The 22,960-nt window shown below is 55.9% G+C and carries 21 protein-coding genes and 2 pseudogenes; 10 read left to right on the plus strand and 13 right to left on the minus strand.

Annotated features, from left to right (window positions below; all coding sequences use genetic code 11):
* The gene (locus tag IGS75_RS07520) at positions 1-822 is read left to right on the plus strand and encodes an IclR family transcriptional regulator (protein ID WP_202256486.1); all 822 of its coding nucleotides are present in this window, start codon (positions 1-3) and stop codon (positions 820-822) included.
* Between the two features lie 33 nt (positions 823-855).
* On the opposite strand, the gene IGS75_RS07525 is transcribed toward IGS75_RS07520, so the two are convergent.
* The 3 genes from IGS75_RS07525 to IGS75_RS07535 are packed head-to-tail and all read right to left on the minus strand — an operon-like array spanning position 856 to position 4,491.
* Entirely contained in the window at positions 856-1,569 is a 714-nt protein-coding gene (locus tag IGS75_RS07525; protein ID WP_202256487.1) for an SDR family NAD(P)-dependent oxidoreductase, read from the minus strand.
* Between the two features lie 21 nt (positions 1,570-1,590).
* Entirely contained in the window at positions 1,591-3,144 is a 1,554-nt protein-coding gene (locus tag IGS75_RS07530) for a hydantoinase B/oxoprolinase family protein (protein WP_202256488.1), read from the minus strand.
* A gap of 51 nt (positions 3,145-3,195) precedes the next feature.
* Complete coding sequence (locus IGS75_RS07535) at positions 3,196-4,491, minus strand: NAD(P)/FAD-dependent oxidoreductase (protein ID WP_202256489.1); 1,296 nt, start codon at positions 4,489-4,491, stop codon at positions 3,196-3,198.
* 173 nt (positions 4,492-4,664) lie between these two features.
* On the opposite strand from IGS75_RS07535, the gene IGS75_RS07540 reads away from it, so the two are divergent.
* Complete coding sequence (locus tag IGS75_RS07540; protein WP_141352533.1) at positions 4,665-6,725, plus strand: hydantoinase/oxoprolinase family protein; 2,061 nt, start codon at positions 4,665-4,667, stop codon at positions 6,723-6,725.
* Positions 6,726-6,790: 65 nt separating this feature from the next.
* On the opposite strand, the gene IGS75_RS07545 is transcribed toward IGS75_RS07540, so the two are convergent.
* The gene (locus tag IGS75_RS07545) at positions 6,791-7,609 is read right to left on the minus strand and encodes an aldo/keto reductase (RefSeq protein WP_141352535.1); all 819 of its coding nucleotides are present in this window, start codon (positions 7,607-7,609) and stop codon (positions 6,791-6,793) included.
* A 156-nt stretch (positions 7,610-7,765) separates the two neighbouring features.
* Between IGS75_RS07545 and IGS75_RS07550 the strand changes: the two genes are divergently transcribed.
* Entirely contained in the window at positions 7,766-8,188 is a 423-nt protein-coding gene (locus IGS75_RS07550) for a RidA family protein (protein WP_141352537.1), read from the plus strand.
* A 34-nt stretch (positions 8,189-8,222) separates the two neighbouring features.
* Here the strand turns inward: IGS75_RS07550 and IGS75_RS07555 are convergent, their stop codons facing one another.
* Both IGS75_RS07555 and IGS75_RS07560 read right to left on the minus strand, forming a co-directional pair.
* Positions 8,223-9,224, minus strand: a complete 1,002-nt coding sequence (locus IGS75_RS07555) for a LysR family transcriptional regulator (RefSeq protein ID WP_141352539.1) — start codon at positions 9,222-9,224, stop codon at positions 8,223-8,225.
* Between the two features lie 766 nt (positions 9,225-9,990).
* Positions 9,991-10,298 (minus strand): annotated as a pseudogene (locus IGS75_RS07560) (transposase); the annotation flags it as partial.
* A 290-nt stretch (positions 10,299-10,588) separates the two neighbouring features.
* On the opposite strand from IGS75_RS07560, the gene galE reads away from it, so the two are divergent.
* The gene (gene galE, locus IGS75_RS07565) at positions 10,589-11,575 is read left to right on the plus strand and encodes a UDP-glucose 4-epimerase GalE (protein ID WP_202256490.1); all 987 of its coding nucleotides are present in this window, start codon (positions 10,589-10,591) and stop codon (positions 11,573-11,575) included.
* 53 nt (positions 11,576-11,628) lie between these two features.
* Here galE and IGS75_RS07570 read toward each other — a convergent pair whose 3' ends face one another.
* Positions 11,629-12,114: a lipocalin-like domain-containing protein gene (locus IGS75_RS07570; protein ID WP_237468712.1), complete on the minus strand. Its 486-nt coding sequence runs from the start codon at positions 12,112-12,114 to the stop codon at positions 11,629-11,631.
* A gap of 137 nt (positions 12,115-12,251) precedes the next feature.
* Here IGS75_RS07570 and IGS75_RS07575 point away from each other — a divergent pair, with 137 nt between their 5' ends.
* Positions 12,252-13,163: a LysR family transcriptional regulator gene (locus IGS75_RS07575; RefSeq protein WP_202256492.1), complete on the plus strand. Its 912-nt coding sequence runs from the start codon at positions 12,252-12,254 to the stop codon at positions 13,161-13,163.
* Between the two features lie 57 nt (positions 13,164-13,220).
* Positions 13,221-13,386, plus strand: a pseudogene (locus tag IGS75_RS07580) (IS481 family transposase); the annotation flags it as partial.
* Between the two features lie 149 nt (positions 13,387-13,535).
* Here the strand turns inward: IGS75_RS07580 and IGS75_RS07585 are convergent.
* The 5 genes from IGS75_RS07585 to pxpB form a co-directional block, all read right to left on the minus strand.
* Complete coding sequence (locus IGS75_RS07585) at positions 13,536-14,714, minus strand: MFS transporter (RefSeq protein WP_202258351.1); 1,179 nt, start codon at positions 14,712-14,714, stop codon at positions 13,536-13,538.
* A 148-nt stretch (positions 14,715-14,862) separates the two neighbouring features.
* Positions 14,863-15,780 carry a DMT family transporter gene (locus IGS75_RS07590; protein ID WP_202256493.1) on the minus strand — a complete coding sequence of 306 codons (918 nt, stop codon included), beginning with the start codon at positions 15,778-15,780 and terminating at the stop codon, positions 14,863-14,865.
* Between the two features lie 62 nt (positions 15,781-15,842).
* A complete protein-coding gene (locus tag IGS75_RS07595; protein WP_202256494.1) occupies positions 15,843-16,619 on the minus strand; it encodes a LamB/YcsF family protein in 777 nt (258 codons plus the stop codon).
* Positions 16,616-17,620: a 5-oxoprolinase subunit C family protein gene (locus tag IGS75_RS07600; RefSeq protein WP_202256495.1), complete on the minus strand. Its 1,005-nt coding sequence runs from the start codon at positions 17,618-17,620 to the stop codon at positions 16,616-16,618. The genes IGS75_RS07595 and IGS75_RS07600 overlap by 4 nt, the downstream gene beginning before the upstream one ends.
* A complete protein-coding gene (gene pxpB, locus IGS75_RS07605; protein WP_202258354.1) occupies positions 17,617-18,249 on the minus strand; it encodes a 5-oxoprolinase subunit PxpB in 633 nt (210 codons plus the stop codon). Before pxpB ends, IGS75_RS07600 begins: the two co-directional genes overlap by 4 nt.
* A gap of 375 nt (positions 18,250-18,624) precedes the next feature.
* Between pxpB and IGS75_RS07610 the strand changes: the two genes are divergently transcribed.
* The 4 genes from IGS75_RS07610 to IGS75_RS07625 are packed head-to-tail and all read left to right on the plus strand — an operon-like array spanning position 18,625 to position 21,618.
* Positions 18,625-19,380, plus strand: coding sequence for an SDR family oxidoreductase (locus tag IGS75_RS07610; protein WP_202256496.1), 756 nt, complete (start codon positions 18,625-18,627; stop codon positions 19,378-19,380).
* Between the two features lie 5 nt (positions 19,381-19,385).
* On the plus strand, positions 19,386-19,814 hold the full coding sequence (locus IGS75_RS07615; protein WP_141352557.1) for an acetyl-CoA carboxylase biotin carboxyl carrier protein: 429 nt from the start codon (positions 19,386-19,388) through the stop codon (positions 19,812-19,814).
* Positions 19,811-21,178, plus strand: a complete 1,368-nt coding sequence (gene accC / locus IGS75_RS07620) for an acetyl-CoA carboxylase biotin carboxylase subunit (protein WP_202256497.1) — start codon at positions 19,811-19,813, stop codon at positions 21,176-21,178. Before IGS75_RS07615 ends, accC begins: the two co-directional genes overlap by 4 nt.
* Complete coding sequence (locus IGS75_RS07625; RefSeq protein WP_202256498.1) at positions 21,175-21,618, plus strand: hypothetical protein; 444 nt, start codon at positions 21,175-21,177, stop codon at positions 21,616-21,618. The genes accC and IGS75_RS07625 overlap by 4 nt, the downstream gene beginning before the upstream one ends.
* 61 nt (positions 21,619-21,679) lie before the next feature.
* Here the strand turns inward: IGS75_RS07625 and IGS75_RS07630 are convergent, their stop codons facing one another.
* The gene (locus IGS75_RS07630; protein WP_202256499.1) at positions 21,680-22,882 is read right to left on the minus strand and encodes a pyridoxal phosphate-dependent aminotransferase; all 1,203 of its coding nucleotides are present in this window, start codon (positions 22,880-22,882) and stop codon (positions 21,680-21,682) included.
* Positions 22,883-22,960: the final 78 nt, after the last annotated feature.

Here is a 22,960-nt window from a genome sequence, read left to right on the forward strand (position 1 = left end):
GTGGTGATATCGGCGCCGTTCGTCCAGAAGAGAGCATCGAAGGGAAAGACGCCGGTACAGGCTGTCCCTGCTGCGAAACAGGTGCAGTATTCCCAGAACTCTGATCGCGCCGCGCAGCTTCTCATGATTCTGAACGAACATGGGCCGCAGGGACTGGCGCTAGGCCAACTGGCCGAGCTTGTTTCAGCAGAAAAATCGGCCGTTCATCGGTCCCTTCAGGCATTACGAAGACATGGTTTGGTCGTGCAGGCGGCCCAGCGGGGACGCTATCGTCTTGGCCCGGCAGCTCTGGCGTTGGGAAGATTTAGGACAAGTCCCGTGGAGCGTATCCGGCAGTGGCAGCCTTATCTCGCCTTGCTGGGGCGGGAGTTCAAGGCTTCGGTGTTCCTGCTCGAACGGACGGGGCTGGATGCGATCATTACCGATATGTACATTACCGATAGTCGTCTTCCCATTCTGGGCCATGACGGGTTGGGGGGACGCTTACCGCTCGGTTACGGCATGGGAAGCACGGTCATTCTGGCGAATCAGGACCCGGACAATCAGCTGGCAATCCTGCAGGCGAATGCATCGCGTTATCAGGCACTGAACGTTGACCTTGAGGCGTTGCAGGATCTTCTGGCTCACGTCCGTGAGGCGGGCTACGATTCCCGACGCAACGCGGTGATTCAGGGCATTTCCGGTATTTCCCTACCCATCCTTGAAGGAGACGGGACATGTCGGGCGGCGGTGACTGTTGCTAAACCGACGGATGAACTGTCTGACCAGGAGGCCGGACAGATTATAGAGAAAATCAGGAGTTATCTCGAGCTCCTGTCCTGACGTTGGGAATCTGATTCTCTTTATGTTCCGGGGTCAGGCCATGTCCTCATCCTGGCACGTGAAGCAGAGTTCGGAAACGCTGGCTGTGTTGGGCAGGGCAAGAGTTGTTGCAACCATGACAGCGATATCGGCAGGCTGCGTCATGTCTTGCGCTGTCCAGCCGGCGGTGTCTCGTGTCATGTCTGTGGTGACGAAGCTTGGGCATACTACGATGGAGCGGATTCCGTTGTTCCAGCCTGTCCGCCGGATTGCAGCGGCAAGGCCGGACGTGGCAAATTTCGTGATGGCATAAGTGCTCGATCGTGCGGATTTGACGCGCTTTCCCGACATGGATGATAGCAGAACGATGCGCCCCCGCCCGCCAGCCGCAAGGGCACTCCATGCTGCCCGGACCAGCCGGGTGGGAGAGCGGACGTTGACCTGGAACATACGCTCCAGATCGGTGTCGTCGGTTTCAAGGATCGATCCGGGGATCATGATGCCTGCTGACAGGATCACGGCATCGATCCGGCCGAACACACGTATCGTTTCTGCCACCCAGGCCTCTTCCGAAGCCGGATCTGCAGCATCATATGGACAGGTCAGATGGGGTGCTGTCAGCCAGCTTCCATCCACGTTCCGCATGCCGGCGCTGATGCGCCAGCCCTGATCTGCAAGACGCTTCGCAATAGCGCGGCCGATCCCCCGGGATGCGCCTGAGATCAGGGCAACACGCCCGGAGGGCAGGGGAGAGCACTGTTCCGACATGATGTGATCTCCTCGTTTGGGTCATAAAACGTCTGGTGTTCCGTAGCCGCCTGCGCCGGGGGTAACTATTTCCACGATATCCGAGGGGGCGAGCGTGGCATTGCCACGGACCATCGGCGCTGTGCATTTCACCTGCGCCATACCACCCGGACCGCCGCCATTCAGGCCCCAGGGTGCCGTCGAGAGGCGGGACATGCTGCTGGAAACGTAACATTCCTCTTCTGCCCGATAAACGCGACGCAGGCCGCGGCCACCGGTGAATTTTCCGTTTCCGCCGGAGCCTTCGACCAGTTCGTATCGTAGCAGGGTTAGCGGGTATTCAGTCTCCAGTGCTTCGATAGGCAGGTTTGAGGTGTTGGTTAGATGGACCTGAACTCCATCCAGACCATCCTTGTTGTATCGCGCACCGGACCCGCCGCCGATGGTCTCGAGATAGATCCAGAACTTGTTGCTGCCATTGCGTGTTCCGCTGAACGTTGCGGAGCCGACGCAGCCATTGGCCGCTGCAGTGATGCTTTCGGGGCAGACAGGGGCCAGTGCGGCCATGATGATGTCAACAACCCGCTGGCACGTCGAAATCCGTCCCATGACGGCAGCGGGAAGTGCGCAGCAGAGCAGGGTGCCGGACTGAGCCTCGACATGGAGCGGTCGGGCCAGACCGGCATTGGGTGGGATCGTCGGATCGACGATTGATTTTATGGCGTAATACACAGTGGCCAGCAGAGCCGAACGCGTCATGTTGAGATTGGCACGGACCTGTGGCGGGCTCTGAAAGGCAAGGGTCATTTCATCGCCCGCAATCGTAATCAGGCAGCCGATTTCCATGATCTCGGGATGGTCGATGGTTTCGAACAGGTCGGAGGCTGTGTAGGTGCCATCCGGGATGGCTGCGATGCCCGCGCGCATCTTGCGTTCGGCATAATCCTGGAGGGTCAGACCTGCGCTGATCATGACGTCAACGCCGTATTTCGTGCAGAGGCTCTTGAAACGGCTCACGCCGAGCCGGTTTGCAGCCATCTGGGCGCGAAGGTCGGAGATGCGCTCGTCCGGTACCTGACAGTTCAGGAGGATCAGGTCCTGCACGTCCTGTTGCAGAACACTTTGTTTGTAGAGCTTGATCGGTGGGATCCGAATGCCTTCCTGAAAGATGTGGGCATCACCCCGATCGGCGAAATCCGAATGATGGGCAGTGTTGATGGCCCAGGCTACAAGCGCGCCGTCCACGAAAATCGGTTCGGCCAGGACGATGTCGGGCAGATGCGTGCCGCCGCCTACGAAGGCATCATTGCCGATGAACACATCGCCCGGTTCAATTTGATCTGCCGGATAACGCTCCATGACTAGGGGGATGAATTCGATGAACGATCCCAGATGCATTGGGATGTGTTCAGCCTGACACAGCGTGTAGCCGAACTGGTCGAACAGTGCTGTGGAGCAGTCGCGGCGTTCCTTGATGTTCGTTGAATAACTGGTGCGTACGAGGGCTTCGCCCATCTCTTCCACGACAGAAGCGAGTGCGCTTCCGATGATTTCGACGGTGACGGGGTCGAGGGCGATGCGTTGGAAAGACGTCATGATTCAGGATCTCCGATGCGTCGTCAGAATGTTGAGAGAAGGCAGAAAAGGTTAACGGAAACGGTTGAAGCTGAAGGAGGCCGGATCGACAGAGGTCGTCACGTTCCGGACAATGTCGGACAATAGCTTGCCGGCCCCTGGTCCGATGCCGAAGCCATGACCGGAGAAGCCAACTCCAAGAACCAGACCCGGAATTTTTTCGGCACGGTCGATGATGGGCACGGCATCCGGTGTGACGTCGATCATCCCACCCCATCGTTCCACTTCACGCATGGTACGGAAGGGCGGAAAATCTCGTTTGATGATCCGTGCTGCCTCTTCCAGAAGGCCGTGTGATGGTTCGGGGTCCAGTGTGCGGATCTTTTCGAAAGGTGTGACACTGTCGGGCGTCCAGCGACGCTCCATTTTCCATTCGTCCAGAAACGCGCGGCTCAGACGAAGGCGCAGCTCCTTGTGGTTCTTCAGATAGGAGCCGGCAAACTGGCGTAGCTGACGGAATGAATCCGGGGTGATTTCCGAAACACTCGCGTTCCGGCGACTGATGTTATAGCCGCCCTGAATGTTGCGTCGGAAGGCAAAGTCGCTGCCGCCCACTGTTTCTTCCGGAGCGCCTTCCACATTGTCCACGCGCATGACGCTGCCAAGGACATTGAGCGCTGGAAGGTTGATGCCTTCATTCCTCCCGAAAAGCCGCGACCATGCTCCCCCGGCCAGAACAACGGTGCTGCATCTGATGCGCCCGCGTTCGGTGATGACACCCGAGATCCGACCGCCCTGACGATCCAGAGCACGAACGGCACAATGCGTCAGGATCGCCGCGCCGTGCTCCCGCGCGGCTTCGGCGACGGCCGATGCGGCCATGGTCGGTTCTGCCCTGCCGTCTGTGCCGCAGAAGAGACCGCCCTGGAAGGTGCGCTGTGATCCCGCTGCCATCTCGGCCGTCCGGGCACCATCCAGGAGCGTTGTCTGGATCTGGTAGCGGTCGGCGATATCTTTCCAGTTCCGGAATTCGTTGAGCTGCTTTTCGTTATCGCAGGCATAGAGGATGCCGCACTGTCGGAAGCCGGTTTCGCGTCCGGTCAGTCTGTTCATCTCGCGCCAGAGATTGAGACTGCTCATTCCCAGAGGGAGTTCACGCTCGTCGCGCCCCATGACGCGGGTCCAGCCCCAGTTGCGGCTCGATTGTTCGCCCCCGATAACGCCTTTTTCGCAGAGCGCAACGGAAACGCCTGCGCGCGCCAGGAAAAAGGCGGTCGTTACGCCGATAATGCCGCCGCCGATCACGACGACATCGACAGCTTCAGGCAGGTTTTCATCCGACTTCACGGGAATGACCTTCGGCGCCATCTTTTTTGGTCCTCGAACTGAAAACAGGGTCGTTTTTTATCGATGACAAGACGTGCCATGACTCTTTGCGGCGTGTCTTGGCATAGCTGTTATTTCAAAACGGGTCTTATTCCGCGCCGAAAGAGGTGGGTATCCTCAACAGATCACGACGCAATCAATGAGCGGAGCGGAAAATGGCGTGGAGACTTGGTGTCGATTCTGGTGGAACGTTCTGTGACATCTGTCTTTATGATACGGAATCGAAAAGATTTGCGATCTGGAAAGTCTCTTCGACGCCGGATGATCCGTCACGCGGAATTCTGACCGGTATTACCGAAGGACTGAAAACGGTTTCGGCCAAAACCTCGGATATCAGCTTTCTGGGTCATGGCACGACTGTCGGCACGAATGCGCTTATCCAGCATAAAGGCGCGCTGACTGGGTTTATCACTACGGATGGTTTTCGTGATCTTCTGGAGATTGGTCGCCAGCAACGTCCTAGCCTCTATGATACGCAGGAAGACAAGCCGGAAACTCTGGTGGCTCAGGCCCTGCGGTTCGAGGTGCCGGAACGTGTGCGGCACGATGGCACGGTGGAGGTCACGCTTGATGAGGAAAGCGTGCGCGACGCGGCACGGGCCCTGAAAAAAGCAGGCGTCAAGGCGGTGGCGATCGGCTTTTTGTATGCATTCATAAAGCCGGAACATGAGCGCCGTGCCTATGAGATCGTTCGGGAAGAGTTTCCCGAAGCCTTTACCTGCGCAAGCTATCAGGTCGCCCCTGAATTCCGTGAATATGAGCGTTTCTCGACCACGGCGGTGAACGCTTATCTCGGCCCGGTCATGGAAGTCTATATTGCCCGTCTGGGGGCACGTCTTCTGGAGCTGGGTCTCTCGGTTGCGCCTCGGATTACGCAGTCCAATGGTGGTGTCATTAGTTTCGATCTGGCGCGCGCCCTGCCGGTGCGAACGGTTCTTTCGGGGCCGTCCACCGGAGTTGTCGCGGCGCAGGCCATCGGACGCGTCATCGGCATCCCCAACATCATCACCTTTGATATGGGAGGCACCAGCACGGATGTTGCGCTGCTGAAGGACGGCACCTGCCGTCTGACCGGTGAAGCGGAAGTGCATGGCTATCCGGTCAAGGCGCCTATGCTGGATATCCATACGGTCGGTGCAGGGGGCGGTTCGTTGGCCTATCGCGATAATGGTGGCCTGCTGAAGGTCGGCCCCCAGAGCTGCGGCGCTTTCCCCGGACCCGTCTGCTACGATCAGGGCAATCTCACACCCTCCACAACCGACGCCAATGTCGCATTGCAGACTCTCAATCCGGAATTCCTGCTGGGCGGCCGTATGGCGATCCGGCGGGATCTGACCATGGAGCGCATTGGTCTTCTGGCCAAAGAGCTCGGCATGGATGTGATGGCGACAGCGCAGGGAATCATTTCGGTCGTGACCGCCAACATGGCACGCGCCGTGCGTGTCATCAGCGTGCAGAAGGGACATGATCCGCGTGACTATGCCCTGATGGCGCTGGGCGGGGCGGGTCCGCTGCATGCGGTGCGTCTGGCGCAGGAGCTGGACATGAAGCGTGTTATTATCCCGCTGACACCCGGTGTGATGTGTGCACTTGGCCTACTGCTGACAGATCTGCGGGCAGATTTTTCAAGTACGCAGATTATGGTCGCGCATCCGGGTATGTACACTGATATCGTGTCGATTTTCCGGGACCTTCTGAAACAGGCTAATCACTGGTTCGCTCAGGAAAATGTCCGTGAGGAAGATCGTGGCCTCAGGATGAGTGCGGATATGCGCTATGTTGGGCAGAATTACGAGCTAGCGGTGGACATGCCGGTTTCGATCGATGCCATGAGTGATGAAAGTGTGACTGATATGGTCCGCAGTTTCATTGCGACGCATGAAGCGCAATACGGTTTTGCCTCACAGACGGATCCCGTTCAGTTCGTGACCTTCCGTATCGAAGCGATCGGGAAAGTGGAAAAAGCTGCATTTACGTCACATCCGGATTCTGGCCCTGATGCGCAGTCCGCTATTACGGGTGCGCGCGATGTGTGGTTTCCTGAGACGGAAGGCTTTGTGTCGTGCCCGATTTATGAACGTAGCCTGCTCAGAAGTGGGAATGAGGTCGCCGGGCCAGCGATCATCGAACAGATGGATGCCACGACGGTATTGCCGCCGGGAACACGCGCCATTGTCGAACCACATCTCAATCTCATTGTTGAAACAGGGCGCTAAGCCCTGCTCCAATCCGTTGTTGGGAGGTCTTATCCGGGTTTGTTCCCGGATAAGACCTGAAAGTTTCAGAAGTCTGCTGTCAGAGGGTCAGGTCCGATGCGGCCATCGGGGCGGTCCATCGCCGCGATCTGTTCCATATCAGTCGCGTCGAGCGTAAAATCGAAAACGTCAATGTTTTCGGCGATTCTGGAAGGCGTGACTGATTTCGGGATCACGATCAGGTCGCTTTGGAGATGCCAGCGGATGATGATCTGCGCGGGAGATTTGCTGTGCTTCGCGGCGATTTTTTCGATGATCGGACTGTTGAGCGTACGTCCCTGTCCAAGTGGGCTCCACGACTGGGTATGGATGCCTTTTGAGGCGTGAAAGCTCCTCAGGCTATGTTGCTGGAATTCGGGATGAAGCTCGATCTGGTTGAGTGTTGGGGTGACACCCGTTTCTCCGATAATTCGTTCAAGATGGGTTTGTGTAAAATTCGAGACACCAATCGCGCGAACACGGCCTTCGTCCCGCAGACGGATCATGGCCTTCCAGCTTTCGACATAGAGATCAAGGCGGGGTGCTGGCCAGTGGATGAGGTAGAGATCGACTGACGCTCGGCCCAGCTTGTGGCTGCTCACGTCAAAGGCGCGGAGGGTTTTATCGAAGCCTTGATCCGTATTCCAGAGCTTGGTTGTGAGGAAAGTTTCGGGATGCTCTTCTAAGCCTGTCCCGACACCTTCTTCGTTGCCATAGATCGTGGCGGTATCGACAGCGCGGTAGCCAGCAGCAATTGCGCATTTGACGACATCCGCCGTCTGATCGGCGGGAGTTTGCCAGACACCCAGCCCCAACTGAGGTATAGCGACGTCCCGGCCCAGGGAAATAATGGGTTGTTCAGTCATGATGCGAATTCCTGTGCTTAAAGGTGCAACCGGTGTTGTTTCATGACGCTGAAAGGGGACCAAGGCGGTTTTATGTATAGCTGTTATGGAAGGAAAAAAATGCTGCGGTGAGCAATACTTTTTGATGAAACCCCTTCTTTTCTCGGAGAAAGACAGATGCCGGATATCATCAAGGTTAAATCAGGAAGCATGTACGAAGAGCGCAACAGCTATTCGCGACTGGTGGCAGTTGGTGACATGCTTTTCGTCGCTAATACGGCAGGTATTGATTATAGAACGCGGGAAATTTCGCCTGACGTCGCGGTCCAGGCCCGGCGCGCGCTTCAGACGATCGAGGGGGCGCTCAATTCGGTGGGATCGTCTCTTGCGGATGTGGTGCGAATTATTACGCATGTTCCAGATCGCGCGAACATGGCTCCCGTGGCTCTGGTTCTGGGGGAGGTTTTCAAGGGAATTGATCCGGCCGCGACAATGGCCTGCACACCTCTGGCGCGCGATGATCTGAAGGTGGAATTTGAAGTCACGGCAATCCGTGGCGTTTCGAAACAACCGCAGGAATATCTCAGGATTTCAGTCTGACGGCAGTGGGGGAGGCCATTCGTCCTGAATGGCCTCAGAAAACAATTTCTTCTGCTGTCTGTAATGCGCTATTCAGAGAAGATGTCTGTATTGCCCGTATGTTTGGCTGTGTATTCGCGGGAAGTTGGGGCCAGAGAAAATCGTCCCGAACAGTTTCGATCATTTTCTTAATTTGGGTGACAAGCCCGGCGTTAACCGGGCGGCTCTGGGACGCTGCGAGTGCGATGGTACGGTAGAGTGCTGGTTTAGTGATCAGTCGGCAGCGAAAATAGCCGGAGAGAATTTCGCGTTTCAGGGATGCTGCCGGTAGCAGGGTCGCTGCCATCCCGGAAGAGACCACCTGAAGCATAGAAGAATAAGAATCACATTCGCATTGTACGGTCAGATCAAGCGCGTTCCGGTTGGCCCATGAGGCGACGATCTGCCGCAGGCCATGTCGCTTTCCTGGTAAAACTAGCGGGATCCCGGCAAGCTCAGCCGCCTCAATCGTCGCCCCGATGTCTGCTGCTTCCGAGGCGGTAGGACAGGCTTCGATGAGATAGAGTGGCTGCGAGAGCACGGCTTCCAGATTGGGATGAGCAATTCCTGGTGCATCATAAAGCAGTGCGACATTCAGTGAACCGGCATTTAGGTTGTTCAGAAGATCGCCGTTGCAGCCATCGAGAAAACGGAGTTCGGCATCCGCATGGGCGTTGCGCAGGGCACGGGCAAGCGGTGGTAGTAGAATGGCGCTGACGCTCGCAGGCATCCCGATGGAGGCAGAGTCCAGATAGTCTGGTGAGAGGTGGCGGATCTGGTTCTGTGCGTCTTGGATCTGGCGAATGATCGTGGCACCAAGCTGTTTGAGGCGCTCACCTGCCTGTGTCATGACGACGCCGCGACCATTTCGATAGAGAAGTGGAACCCGCAGCTCGGTCTCAAGCTCACGAATATGCCGGCTGAGCACGGGTTGAGGGCGTCCTAGCTGGACCGACGCGCGAGAAAATGATCCACATTCCGCTACAGAAATGAAATATTCCAGATCCCTGACATTCATCGCTCAACCTTTCTCGTACGGCCTGACGCCGGATGATGACTTGGAAATGCTGAACCGACCGCAATCGGAAGCGGTGAACCCGAGGCCACGCTCCGCATTGAGGCAAATATATGATCTCAATGTCAAACTATATTCTGTTTTCCGCAATAGAAAAAAATATATTCCAATTATAGAAATAAAACTTCCTAATTAGGGGTCGTTGACGAAGATTGATAGTAAGATTCCTGATTGATTCAACGCTGTCTTTTAGAGGCATCGTTGAGCGAGCGTCTTGGGTTCTCGGGCGAAGAGTGAGCCATCATCGGGGCGCTGCTTTCGGCTGAGACGGGTCGGCCGTCCTGCGTAAGACAATCGCCTGTTTTTCGAATTGATGATGTGTATTGCCCGAACCGGATCGCAGATGGCGCCATCTGCCTGATGATTATGGGAAATGGAACAGTGTGTTCCGGCGCTTGGTAATGACGGACGTGTTTGATGCGATGTTTGAAACCCTGGCTGAAATCGAAGCCGTCATCTCGAGCAAAAGAAATCGTCGTCCCCCTGTCCTTCATGACAGGGCTGAATCTCGCTAGCGTAAATTCGTCGAGCGTCCCTTCAATAAATTCCGGAATTGCCGACGTGTCGCCACCTGATATGACAAAACCAAGGAATCATATTTTCGCTTCGTCATTGAAACCTAGGCATACGGGCTACCGGCCCTAAGCTCAGACCTCATAGGCAGAAGATGAGGGTTGTAGCGAGGCAGATTGCTGAGAAGAAGGCGTTGGGCATCCCTGAACCAGTCAGCATCATAACTCCGGGCTGCCAGCATCCACTGTGCCATGGGAAGGATGTTCCGCAGAGCAGAAGCTCCAGCATAATCGCTGACCTGTCCTGCTGTCATGAAAAAGTTCAGCGGTCGTCCGTTCTGATCGGTGACCGCATGCCGCTTCGTGTTCATGTCGCCTTTTTTCCGTCCGATCAGGCGGGCTGGATCCCCTTTTTTAGCCGCAGGTTCGAAGCCGTGCGGTGTGCCTTGAGATAGGTCGCATCAATCATAATCGTCTGGTGCTCTGTCTTTCCGTTAGTCAGACCGTTTATCTTCGGTTTCCTTGCAGAGCCTGAATCAGATTTCCGAAATCAAATCAATGAGTCCTGAGCCTGACGCAAGAGTGATGGAATTACACAGAGACGCCCAAAACCAGTGGTTTTTTTGAACTCTTCAGATCACTCCGATATCCACGGAGTATCTATCCGCCCTGAACCACAAAATGACTATGATGTTAATGGGTTCTCTTTAATGTCTGGCTAATGGTATCTCTTCTTCAAGAGGTTTCTGATAGCCTTTCTCGCATCTGATGCGGCGGTGTTTTGGGGAGTTTTGCATGCGCTATCTTGTTACCGGTGGGGCAGGCTTCGTCGGTAGCCATGTTGTTCTCGCTCTACTCGATGCAGGTCATGATGTTGCCGTGCTGGACAATCTGAGCACGGGATATCGTAAGGCGGTCCCCACCGGCGTGCCTTTCCATCAAGTGGATCTTCTGGATTATGCCGCTACATCAGCCGTGGTGGCGCAGGGAGAATGGGATGGCGTCCTGCATTTTGCGGCACTTTCTCTCGTCGGCGACAGCATGCGCGATCCATTTCATTATCTGCGGCAGAACTATCTAACGGCCCTGAACCTTGTACAGATCTGTGCTGGACATGGCGTCAGGAAGATAGTGTTTTCTTCTACGGCCGCTCTTTTCGGTGGACCGGAGCGGATCGACCCTATCCCGGAAACAGCGCCTGTGCAGCCCGGTTCTCCGTATGGTGAGAGCAAATTCATGATTGAACGTGTGCTGCACTGGGCAGATGCGATCTATGGCCTCAGAAGCGCATGTCTGCGATATTTCAACGCGGCTGGCGCGGATCCCCAGGGACGGGCAGGTGAAGATCATCGTCCCGAAACCCACCTGATTCCCCTGACCATTGATGCGGCACTCGGTCGCCGCCCCGCACTAAAGCTGTTTGGTACCGACTATCCGACCCGGGATGGTTCCTGTGTTCGCGACTATATCCATGTTACGGATCTTGCTGACGCCCATATCAGGTCTCTTGCACAGATCGATCATCGTAGCGTTACGTATAATATCGGCAATGGCCAAGGCTACTCAAACCTTGAGATCATCCAGAGTGTCGAGCGCGTCAGTGGCCGCAGAGTGCCCTGGGAGCCTGCTCCAAGACGTGATGGGGACCCAGCCCTTCTGGTGGCGGATTCCACGACTCTCCGAAAAGATACGGGATGGGCACCCCGATTCGGGGATATTGACAGTATTGTGGAGACGGCCCTGCGTTGGCGGGAAAGCCATCCTCACGGTTACGGTGGGTGAACAGCACAACCTAACCGTGGCGGTCTCTGAAAGACGGCTCCCTTTTTGAGCCCTTACGCGCTGTCATCTGCGCGCTGGAAGCGGATCAGGCTGCGCGACAGCCGTCCCTGAGCCCAGTTCGGCATCTTCCGCCACGGCGTCGTAACGTCTGCAGTTGTGCCGCTGACCACAACGGTCCGGCGTTGTTCCGTGCCCACCCATTCTGGTGCCCAGGCTGTTTGAACCTGCGTAATCCACTGGTTTCCCTCGACGCGATAGCGCCCGATATAGGCCACTAGCGTTTTCATAAGGCCCGGATAATCGGCTTCCGTTTCAGCCGGGTGGCGATGGCTACCCTCTAGATTGAACGCCACCCATCCATCAGGCGTAAAAATGACCCGTCCGCGTGGTGAAGGGCCCATCGCATTGATGAATGTTCCCGTATCTTTTTCTTCCACCTGGTAGGATACGAGTTTCCAGGTGCCGACAAGCTGATCTTTTAGGGTTGGCTTTTCTGGATTTCCGTCGTCAGACGTCGTGACTGGAAAGACTGAAGCCATGCTGTTTTCCCGACCCTGTGTAGCGTTTCCGGGCGTTCTATAACGCAGACCGATCATCTTTCAGTAGGCGCATCATTCGAAAGGGAATATTACGTCAGGCGCAATAATGAATCGAATTTCGTTTTAGGGGGGGCAGGATGCGCCATGACGAAACAGGGGACCTGCGCTTCTTTGCCCATCTTGTCGCCTCCGGCAGTTTGACCGCCTGTGCTCGCAATCTCCAGACATCGCCTGCGACGGTGTCCCGTCGTCTTGCCCGTTTGGAAAGTCGGCTGGGCAGCCTGTTGGTTGTCCGGAATACGCGGCATTTCGGGCTGAGTGAAAACGGGCGGATCTACCATGAGCGCGCGGTGGAAATTCTGGCGCTCATTGACGGTCTGGAAGAAGAAATTTCGTCCAACACCAACATTCCCCGGGGAACACTCGGGATCGGCGCTCCGGTAGAACTTGGACGACGCCTGATCGCACCTTTTCTGGCGATTTTCAGCGCCACATATCCGAATCTTCTGGTCAATCTGGCACTGGCCTCGGAAGGTTTTTATGACACCAGTGACTCTCTCGATGTCGTTCTGCGTCTGGGCCTTCCTGATTCTCCCGATGCGGTTGTCACCCGGTTGGCCTCGACAGTGCGGGTCCTGTGTGCATCACCTGAGTATCTGGCCCGTCGCCCTCAACCGGTGACGCCGCAAGACCTAGCTGCCCATGATTGTCTCTGTCTGAGGCGCAACAAGACAATGGCTCTTCTGGACCGTTGGGTTATCGGCAACGACCTACAGACCGAGATCATAACGGTCGAACCCCGTCTTTCGAGTACAAATGCCGAGATTATTCATGACTGGGCGCTTTCGGGGGAAGGGATTGCCTACAAGTTGCTCTGTGATGTTCATCATGACTTGGAACAGGGAAGGCTCGTGCGGATTTTTCCTGATTTGCAGGGAGAGAAAATCGACCTTCACGCCGTGCTGCCCAACCGGAAATATACGCAGGCCAGTGTGCGTGCCTTTCTGGATAGTTTCAAACGTCGTCTGCGTGTCGCGGGCTTCTTCTAGTTGTCTAGTCCCGTATTTTAGTGGTGTGATATTTTCACGAGAGTGGAAGGAAGCCTGATGGGACAGAGACGTCATGGCAGCGCCACGACCATGTACGGCGTACGAGCCAGCAATACAGCGATCGCAGGCCTCGCTCGCGGCGCTGAGCAAGGAGTTCGGGATCAATCCGAAAACCGTTGCAAAGTGGCGGAAGCGACAGAGTGTCGAAGATCAGAAAACAGGTCGCTCATCTTCAGTCTTTTCACAGTGTCTGAATCACACCCAATCACTCATATTAATTGGGCTTGAGCCTAATCAGAAGCGGAAGAATGGAATCACGCAGGAGGTCTTAAAAGCAGTGGGCTTTCGATTATTTCATCTATGTGTTGATGATTATTTTTCATCATACATTATGGAAATTGGATTTTTGACTAGAATAAGTGAAATAGCTCCTGCTAACACTAGGGATGCTGAGCATGCATACCAGGCGATATCGAAGCGACCAGTATATGATATTATATATCCTGTTATAATTGGTGCAAAAAGACCAAGAGAATTGCTGCATGTAAGAGTAACCCCTGTCACCGTGCCAATTTTATCTCCTTCCTCAACTAGGTCCGTAAGTAACGCTGTATTCGCCCCGTTCGCTGCAATAAGGCAGGCTAGCGAGCTGCCAAGGATGAGGAGAATGGGTGTCATGGTATGGAACCGGGGGAGAAAGCCGATCGTTGCGGCTCCTCCCAGGCAAGCTGCAACGATGAACCTGCGGCGTGGTGGATGGATGCCGTTCCGGAAAGTGAAATGTTCAAGAATACGGCCGATGACGATCGCACCAGCAGCAGCGGCGAGATAGCAGAGTGCTGTCCGATTACCTGTTCCGGTAATATCAATATGAAGCTCGTGAATGAGGTAAAGTGGCATCCAAGACATGACCAGAAAATTCAGGTAGTTCTGGGTACACTGGACAATGAGAATACCCAGAAAAGACCGTGATCTGAAAAGATTCCGGATTGATCCGAGGGAGAAGGGCGCGCGGGCAGGGCGAGACGTCCTGTCGGCTGGAGCGCGATAGACCAGCCACCAGATTACGGCCCAGACCAGCCCGATCACTCCGAGTGCCATGAATTCGAAGCGCCAGCCGAAGAACGCGATCAGATAAGCACCGGCGATCGTGCCTCCGGCTAGTCCAAGCTGCATGCCGGTCAATAGAATCGTCATAACGGAGCCGCGTTCTTTTGGGAGCGCCCAGCTACGGACAACCGTAGCGCCGACACCAAAGGTCGGTGCTTCTCCGACGCCGAGGAGAACACGCGTCATCAGGAACCTGGTAATGTTGTGAGCCATTCCCCCCAGCAACATTGCAAAAGACCATATTGATACTGCTAGACTGCCGATCAGCCGCGCGCCTTTGCGGTCGAGGAGCATGGTTGAAGGAAGATTCAACAGGAAATACGACCAGAGAAAGCTGGAGGAGACCCAGCCCATCTGTACGGGAGAAAGTGTGAATTCTTTTCCGAGCGTGGGCAGGGCAATGGAAAGCGCTGCACGGTCACCGTAGCTGATGACGTACATCAGAAAGACCAAAAGAAAAAATATGTATCGAGACGGAATATTCAGTTTCCGGGATATGAACGTTGTGGCTTGATCGGGTGTCACGCTGTCATTCTCCGGGAGTTTTTGCAGTTGGGTGTGGTGATGGGTATGGAAAGACGAGGAAAGCTCAGGAGCCCTCGGCAGCTTCAACTGTTGCCGCGACTGTCGATCTGGCTTTCGTTGCCCGGTCATGGCGCAGCATCCAGACGCCTGACCCGATGATCAGAACTGCTCCGGCAGCCATGGCGGAGCTGGGAATTTCGCCAAAGCCGAGCCAACCGATCAGTGCAGCCCAGAGCAGACCCGTATAGGCGAATGGGCCAATGGCAGAGACCTGCGCCGAAGCAAAAGCCTCAGTCTGAAGAACCTGTGCAATTCCGGCAAAAGCGCCCACGACCACCAGGCACAAACCATCCTGCCATCCCGGTGTGACCCAGATGAAAGGGAGGGGCGCAGCCGTCATGAGCGTCATGAGAATGGCCTGCCATAACGAAATCGTTGTACTGGCCTCGGTGGCCGAAAGCTGGCGGATCTGCATGGTCGTCAGCGCACCGACCGCTCCCTGTGCCAGCGCCAGCAGATAGATGATGGTGGACACTGATGTAGCGTTCGTATTTAGAAGCCCTTTTCCAAGAGCAACAACCACGACACCTGAAAACCCGATCAGAACTGCAATCCAGCGCTGAAGGGAGGGCCGTTCGCCTAGCAACGGGATTGAGAGAAGCACAAGAAACAGGGGCTGTGTGTAGGAAAGGACCTGCTGTTCTGCCAGCGGCAACCGTGTCACGGTGATGACGATCATAATCATGCTGATCAGTCCGACGACAGATCGGGTCAGGTGACCAGAAAAGTGATGCGTTCTGAGGACCATACCTGTTCTGAAGGCGATCAGAAGTACAAAAGGCAGAGAAAAGAGGTTGCGGAAAAAGATAATTTCAAGAGCTGGAAGTCGCGTTCCTGTGAGCTTTTGAAGAGCATTGAGCGCCGCAATAAAAAACGTGGCCGATGCCAGAAGCAGGGCGCCGCGTTTCAGATCATGCTTCATTTTAACTCATACCTTGACGCACGATACTGACGCAGCAGTGTCTGCAGGACTGGTCAGAGGCATTATGATTGGCAATCGTGAAGTCGGAACGCCGGTGTCAGGACTGCCCCGGTCGCTTCAATTTCTGAGCGGATGGCTTTTGCCAGCTCCAGTGATCCCGGCGTATCGCTATGCACCAGAATGGACTGTGCTTTGACCTGAAGCCTTGATCCCACAGAAGTCGTGACAGACCCGTCTTCAAGAAACTGTCTGACACGCGCTCTGATGGCAGTCAGATCGTGGATGACGGCGCCCGGCTGGTCGCGCGGAACAAGTGTTCCAAGACTTGTATAGGCCCGGTCTGCAAGAAACAGTGTCTGAACACGAAGTCCTGCCGTCTCCGCTGCACGCTCCGTCAGTTGTCCGGGCATGCAGAACACTGTCAGTTCACGATCCAGCGCGGCGATGGCGCGGGCAAGCCTCAACGCCAGACCAGTATCGGCATTGGCCATGTTTCCGAAGGTAGCGTGATAGCTGACATGCGTGACTCGATGTCCGTGCAAGGCGGCCACGGCCTGAAGCGCGCCGATCTGGTAAACCATCATGGCCTCCATATCTGCATCCGAAATAGACATGGAACGGCGGCCGAACCCGATCAGATCCGGTAATCCTGGATGTGCACCAATTCCGACACCTTTTGCTTTTGCGCGCTGAACCGTGCGGTTCATGATGGCGTAGTCACCGGCATGAAAGCCACAGGCGATATTGGCAGACGAAATAACGTCCATCAGCCCATCATCGTCAGCGATACGCCAGCGGCCAAAGCCTTCGCCCATGTCGGAATTTAGGTCGATCTTCATGCTGTGCCTCGGGAGTTTGTGCCGTTTCGTGACTGACAGGAGGCGCGGTAATGGGCGACCATCAGGCGAAGATCATCAAGGTAACTGTCGATTGGCTGCTGGGCCGCGATGCCTGTCTTGTGGTTGCATTCGACAAAGCGGATAGATGTGCCAATCCGCGCTTGGGCCAGACGCCACAGATCGGCCTCGATCACGGTTGCAATGCGAGGGTAACCCCCAGCGGTATTCGCATCGGCGAGCTGGACGATAGGCTCACCTGCTGGAGGAACCTGTACGATGCCCGGAATAATGCCGTATGATCGCAGCTCAATCCGTTCGAGCGGGGTAAGTGGGGTGCCGCTCAGGCGATATCCCACGCGATTGCTCTGGGGCGTGATGCGCCAGCCCTGCTTCCAGAACCGCTCCCGGGCCTCAGCTGTAAAACGCGCGTAATCCGTTCCGGGCACTGCGCGCAACAGAACGCTTTCCCCGTCGCCGGATTGATTTTCAAGAACGCGCGCTGGTGGAACCGCACCATAACCTGAGAGCGAAGCGGACGCAGATTTCGTGACAAGCTCATCGCCGGTCTCGAGAAAGCGCCCAGCCATTCCGCCGAAACCGCCTCGAAGCTGGGTGCTGCGTGAACCCAGCACCACAGGAACGTCAATGCCGCCTCCGATACAGACGTATGCCCGGGCACCCGTTTGGGGAGCGCCCACCCGCAGTACCTGTCCTGGAGCCGCAGTCTCCACAGACCATGCAAGAACAGGCCTGTCGTCCAGTGTCAGGGGGACTTCAAGCCCTGTGACGGCAAAACTGGTTAGCGTGTCGAACCGGATTACGAAAGGATAGGTCTGAAGCTCGATGCAAGCTGCATCCGATGCGTTACCCAGAAGAATATTCCCAACTTGCAGGGCAAGTGGGTCCATGACTCCCGAACTTCCAACTCCGAGATTGCGATAGCCGGGACGCCCCTGATCCTGGATCGTATTGAGCGGCGCGGTTTCGAGGATCGTGATCACAGATCAATGCTCTCCGGATAAAAACGGATGCGATCGCCGATAGCGAACAGGGAAGGAGAGCTGCGATACGGGTCAAAAAGACTAATGTCGGTATAACCGATCGAATTCCAGCCATTGGGGCCGGTGAGTGCGGAAATCCCTGCTTGCATCCCTCCGATCGTTACGGTCCCTGCGGGCATGTTGAGAGAGGGAACCGATTTGCGTGGAGTTGCGATACGCGGATTCAGGCCATGGAGGTACCCGAACCCGGGTGCGCTTCCGACCGCGCATACGGTATATTCGCCTTCATGATGCAATCGGATAACCTCTTCGGGAGGCAGTCCAGTATGAGCGGAGACTGCTGCCAGATCCTCGCCTAGCGCGCCACCATAGCGAACATTTACTTCAAAGAGACGTCCGGTGATCTGGCGGGGCGGAAGGCTCTCCCAGGCGTTGCGGAGCCAGTCAGTAATCTGTTCCGGATCTTCCGGGGCGTGGGTGAAGATCAGAAGCAGGTTGGTGACGCCGGGGACGAGTTCCTGAATGTCAGGACGCTTTTCGGCATGCTCAATGAGTGCCCAGATCCGCTGCTGTTGCTCCATGGTAAAGGCGCCGGGTGCTTCGAACAGTATGGCGCGCATGCCCATCATGCTGATAACTGGCGCGCTGCTGGCGTGATGCCGATCAGATGTGAGAAGCGTGTCTGCGGTCAAAACATGCAGTTCCTGGGCTGTGACGGATCCGTCTCATTGTCTCAAAAGCCGTTTTGAGGCGGCATCGAAACGATATGACTGGCATGGGAATGATGACCAGAGGAATTCGGCGTTTGAGGTCATCGGATAATCTTATGGTTGAGTGATGGAGTACGAGTTCCATCGGATAATGTTATGGGGCAAGAACGAACGGCTCTTGGTGTTTGTACAGTAACTCCATTAGCGTCAGGCTGATATTCCGGTCTGATGCTCCGTCTTGCGGGTCAAGCTGATGGCAGTCTTTCTCTTATTTCAGCAATGGGTTTTCTTCGCATGAGTAATATTCCTTACCGCACAGCCCTCGTCACAGGTGCTTCTTCAGGCATTGGCGCGGCCATTGTCCGGCGGTTGAGCGAAGGCGGCATTGAAGTTCATGCTCTGGCCCGTGACGCAAAGCGTCTTGAAGCCCTGGCAAGCGATACGGGATGTATCCCCCATGCCGTCAGCGTATCGGATCAGGCCGGGCTCGAGGCGCTCATCGCTGGTCTGGAAGTCGATGTTCTGGTCAACAATGCGGGCCAGTCCCGGACAGGAAACATCACCAACACGACGCCTGACGATATTGATGCGCTTGTGGACGTGAATCTGCGTGCGGTTCTGCAACTGACGCGTCTGGTGGTGCCGGGAATGATTGAGCGCAACCGCGGGCATATCGTGAATATCAGTTCGATTGCCGGTCACTACGCCTTTGCAGGCGGCAACACGGTTTATCATACCACAAAGGCCGGCGTGCACTCACTATCCCAGCAGTTGCGGTGCGATTTGTTCGGCCGTCAGATCCGGGTGACGGAAGTCTCGCCCGCCCGTGTGGAGACCGAGGTTTTCGGCCGCCTGATTGGTGATATGGCCGAGGCGAAAAAGCGTTTCTTCGATGAGTATGATTCCCTGCTGCCTGAAGACATTGCTAACTCCGTGGCCTTTGCGGTTCTGGCGCCGCAACGCATGAATGTCAGCTTCATGGAAGTGCTGCCGACGATGCAGGTCGTGGGTGGGCTGAATTTTGCAAAGAAAACCTCTGCTCCGGGCTGATATCAGTGGATCTCTCACAGATCAGACGCCTGATCGATCTCATGGCTCAGGCTCCGATTGCGGAGCTTGAGATTGAGGAAAATGGCCGCAGGGTCCGCCTTGCGAAAGCGCAGAACGGACAGAGGGCTGTTGCGGCAAAGCCAGCAGAAGCGACACCAGTCGTACCTCAATCCTCCGTGATGACACCTGCCTCAGATGCGCAGGCGACCATTACCGCACCGTCTTATGGTGTCTTCCACCTTGCGCCTTCACCGGATGCCTCGTCTTACGTTGTTGTCGGACAGAAAGTGGAAGCAGGGCAGCAGGTTGGATTGCTGGAGGCCATGAAGGTTTTCAATCCAGTCCGTGCGGGTATTGCAGGAACGATTGAGGCAGTTCTGGTGGCGGGTGGCACTGAAGTCGATATGGGAACGCCTCTGTTCCGTCTGGTATGAATAAAATGCAGCGTTTCAAAAGAGTTCTGATTGCCAATCGTGGGGAAATTGCTTTGCGCATCCAGCGCGCCTGTCGTCAGCTTGGGCTGGAAACAGTGGCGGTCTATTCGGAGGCCGATGCGGACAGCCGGCATGTCCGTGAAGCGGATGTGTCTCTATGCATCGGCCCTGCGGCTGCATCGAAAAGCTACCTCGACAGGGACGGCCTGCTTCTGGCGGCGAAAGTGACGGGAGCAGGAGCTATCCATCCGGGATATGGGTTCCTTTCGGAAAATGCGGATTTTGCCGATGCGGTTGAAGCCGCGGGGCTGACATTCATCGGCCCGACCGGAGACTCCATCCGTATGATGGGGGACAAGATTACCGCCAAGCGGGCTATGCGGGAGTCAGGGGTGCCCTGCGTGCCGGGTTCAGACGGACCACTTCCGGCTTCTGCCAAAGAAGTTCTGGCCATCGCGCTCGAGGTCGGCTTCCCCGTGATCGTCAAAGCCTCTGGCGGCGGCGGCGGGCGTGGCATGCGGGTCGTGCATGGCGTGGACGAACTGGAGAACGCCGTAGAACTGACGACCAAGGAGGCCCAGCAAGCCTTTGGCAACCCAACGCTGTATCTTGAAAAATACATGCAAAAGCCGCGCCATGTCGAAATTCAGGTCCTGTGTGATACACATGGGACGGCACTCTGGCTTGGCGCACGGGACTGCTCCCTACAGCGACGTCATCAGAAGGTTCTGGAAGAAGCCCCGGCACCTGGTATCCCGCCCGAAACCATCGCCGGGATCGGAGAGCGCTGTGTTCAGGCCTGCCGACAGATTGGCTATCGCGGGGCAGGGACCTTCGAATTCCTGTATGAAGACGGGATCTTCGCGTTCATCGAGATGAACACACGCGTGCAGGTCGAGCATCCCATTACGGAAGAAACGACCGGCATTGATATCGTGGCCCAGCAGATTCGGATTGCACAGGGTGAAACCCTTGGCCTGCGTCAGAACGATATCTTGATGCAGGGTCATGCGATTGAATGTCGTTTGAATGCGGAAGATGCGGCAACGTTCATGCCGTCTCCGGGAATGGTGACACGGTGGGACCTTCCAGGTGGTCCAGGCATTCGCGTGGATACTCATGTGGTCAGTAACTATACTGTCCAGCCCTACTATGACTCTCTGATCGGGAAAATCATCAGCTACGGCGCAACGCGCGAACAAGCGATTGCCCGAATGCGCGTGGCGCTGGCTGAAATGCGGGTTGAGGGAATTTCTACCAATATTGCCCTTCATCAAGCGCTTCTGGCCGATCCGCAGTTTCAGGAGGGAGGTGTCGATATTCACTATCTCGAACGCTGGCTTGCAGAGAGGTCGTCATCATGAACGCCGTAGAAAATCAGGTTCCGGAGTTTGAAGGCATTCCGTCTGCAGAGGATCTTGCACGGATTGCGGATCTGCTGATCGAGGCCGGGCTGGAGACAATCGAGCTTTCCGATGGTAAGGGTGCACGCTGTTTTATGCGTGTAACGTCCTCTGTCGTGAAATCGGATGTGCAGGTTGCAGAAAATGTTCCGCCTGTCGAGGCTCTCTCGAGCCGTATTGCAGTCAGTGCGCCATATTTCGGCACTCTGGTCCTGATGGAACTGGCGGCAGTCGGAACTTTGGTGCAACCGGGAGATGTGGTGGCACAGATGCGGATCGGAGCCTTACAGATCCCGGTTCTGGTTCCAGTGGCAGGGACGATCGTGGATGTTGCCGGGAAGGACGGTGCGCTGACGGGGTACGGAGCTCCGGTTGTGCAGGTTGAATCGACAGGCCGATAACCACGATACCTGTCCGGCTTTGAAGGAGAGGGGAGGCTTCAGCTGCTTCCCCGCCATCTTTTCAGCTTAAAGAACTTACAAAATCCGCGATACGTCGGCAGCCTTCCTTCAGGGTTTCCCGGTCGGTTGCATAGGAAATACGGAAGAACGGACTCATGCCGTAAGCTCCCCCCTGAACGGATGCGACCTGCTGTTCTTCTAGTAGAGCCATGACGAAATCGGCATCCGTGGCGATATGACGTCCCTTGGGTGTGGTCTTTCCCAGGCAGACGCTGATTTCAGGGTAGACGTAAAATGCGCCCTGCGGCGTGTGGCACGTGACGCCCGGAATGGCATTTAGCAGACCGACAACCAGATCGCGGCGGGACTGGTATTCGGCAACACGCTCTTTGAGAAAATCCTGCGGACCTTCGAGGGCGGCAATGGCTGCTGCCTGCGCGATGGTGTTGATACCGCTGGTGGACTGTCCCTGCATGTTGTTCATGGCGGCAATCAGGCTCCGTGGACCGCCACAATAGCCAACGCGCCAGCCGGTCATAGCATAGGCCTTGGAGACGCCATTGACTGTCAGAACACGGTCTTTCAGGCGGGGTTCGACTTCTGCAATGGTGCAGAAGTCGAACCCGTCATAGAGCAGATGTTCGTAAATATCATCCGTCATGATCCAGACATGAGGATGCTTCAGCAGGACGGCCGCGATTTCTTCCATATCCACACGAGGGCAACATGCGCCGGTCGGATTGTTAGGGAAGTTCAGCAGAAGCCATTTGGTGTTGGGTGTAATGGCGGCATCCAGCGCTTTGGCAGACAGGCGGAAATTGTCTTCGGCCGGGCAGTCGATCTGCACAGGTTTTGCGCCACACAGACGCGCAATGTCCGAATAGCTGATCCAGTATGGAGCGGCGAGAACAACCTCATCGCCTGTGTTACAGGTGGCCATCAGGGCGTCGAAAATGATCTGTTTAGCGCCATTGGCGACCAGAATTTCGTCAAGGGCGTAGTCGAGATGGTTTTCGCGCAGAAACTTCGCCTGAATGGCTTTTTTGAGTGCGGGTTTTCCATCCTGCGGCGGATATTTGGTATCACCACCACGTGCGGCCGCGATGGCAGCCTCCACGACGTGGTCGGGGGTCGGGAAATCGGGTTCGCCGGAAGAGAGGCTCACAATTTTGAGGCCTTCTGCCTTGAGTTCGCGGGCCTTGTCGGTCATGGCGGCAGAGGCCGAGACTCCAATTCCGTTCAGTCGATCAGCAAAACCGGGCATTGATGTCTCCATTGCCGCATCAAGGATAGCGCATGCGCGAATGAAGGCATCGTAAATCGTTTCGAAGGTGTCGAGATA

The organism is Gluconobacter sphaericus (genome assembly GCF_016757795.1).
Taxonomy (GTDB): Bacteria; Pseudomonadota; Alphaproteobacteria; order Acetobacterales; family Acetobacteraceae; genus Gluconobacter; species Gluconobacter sphaericus.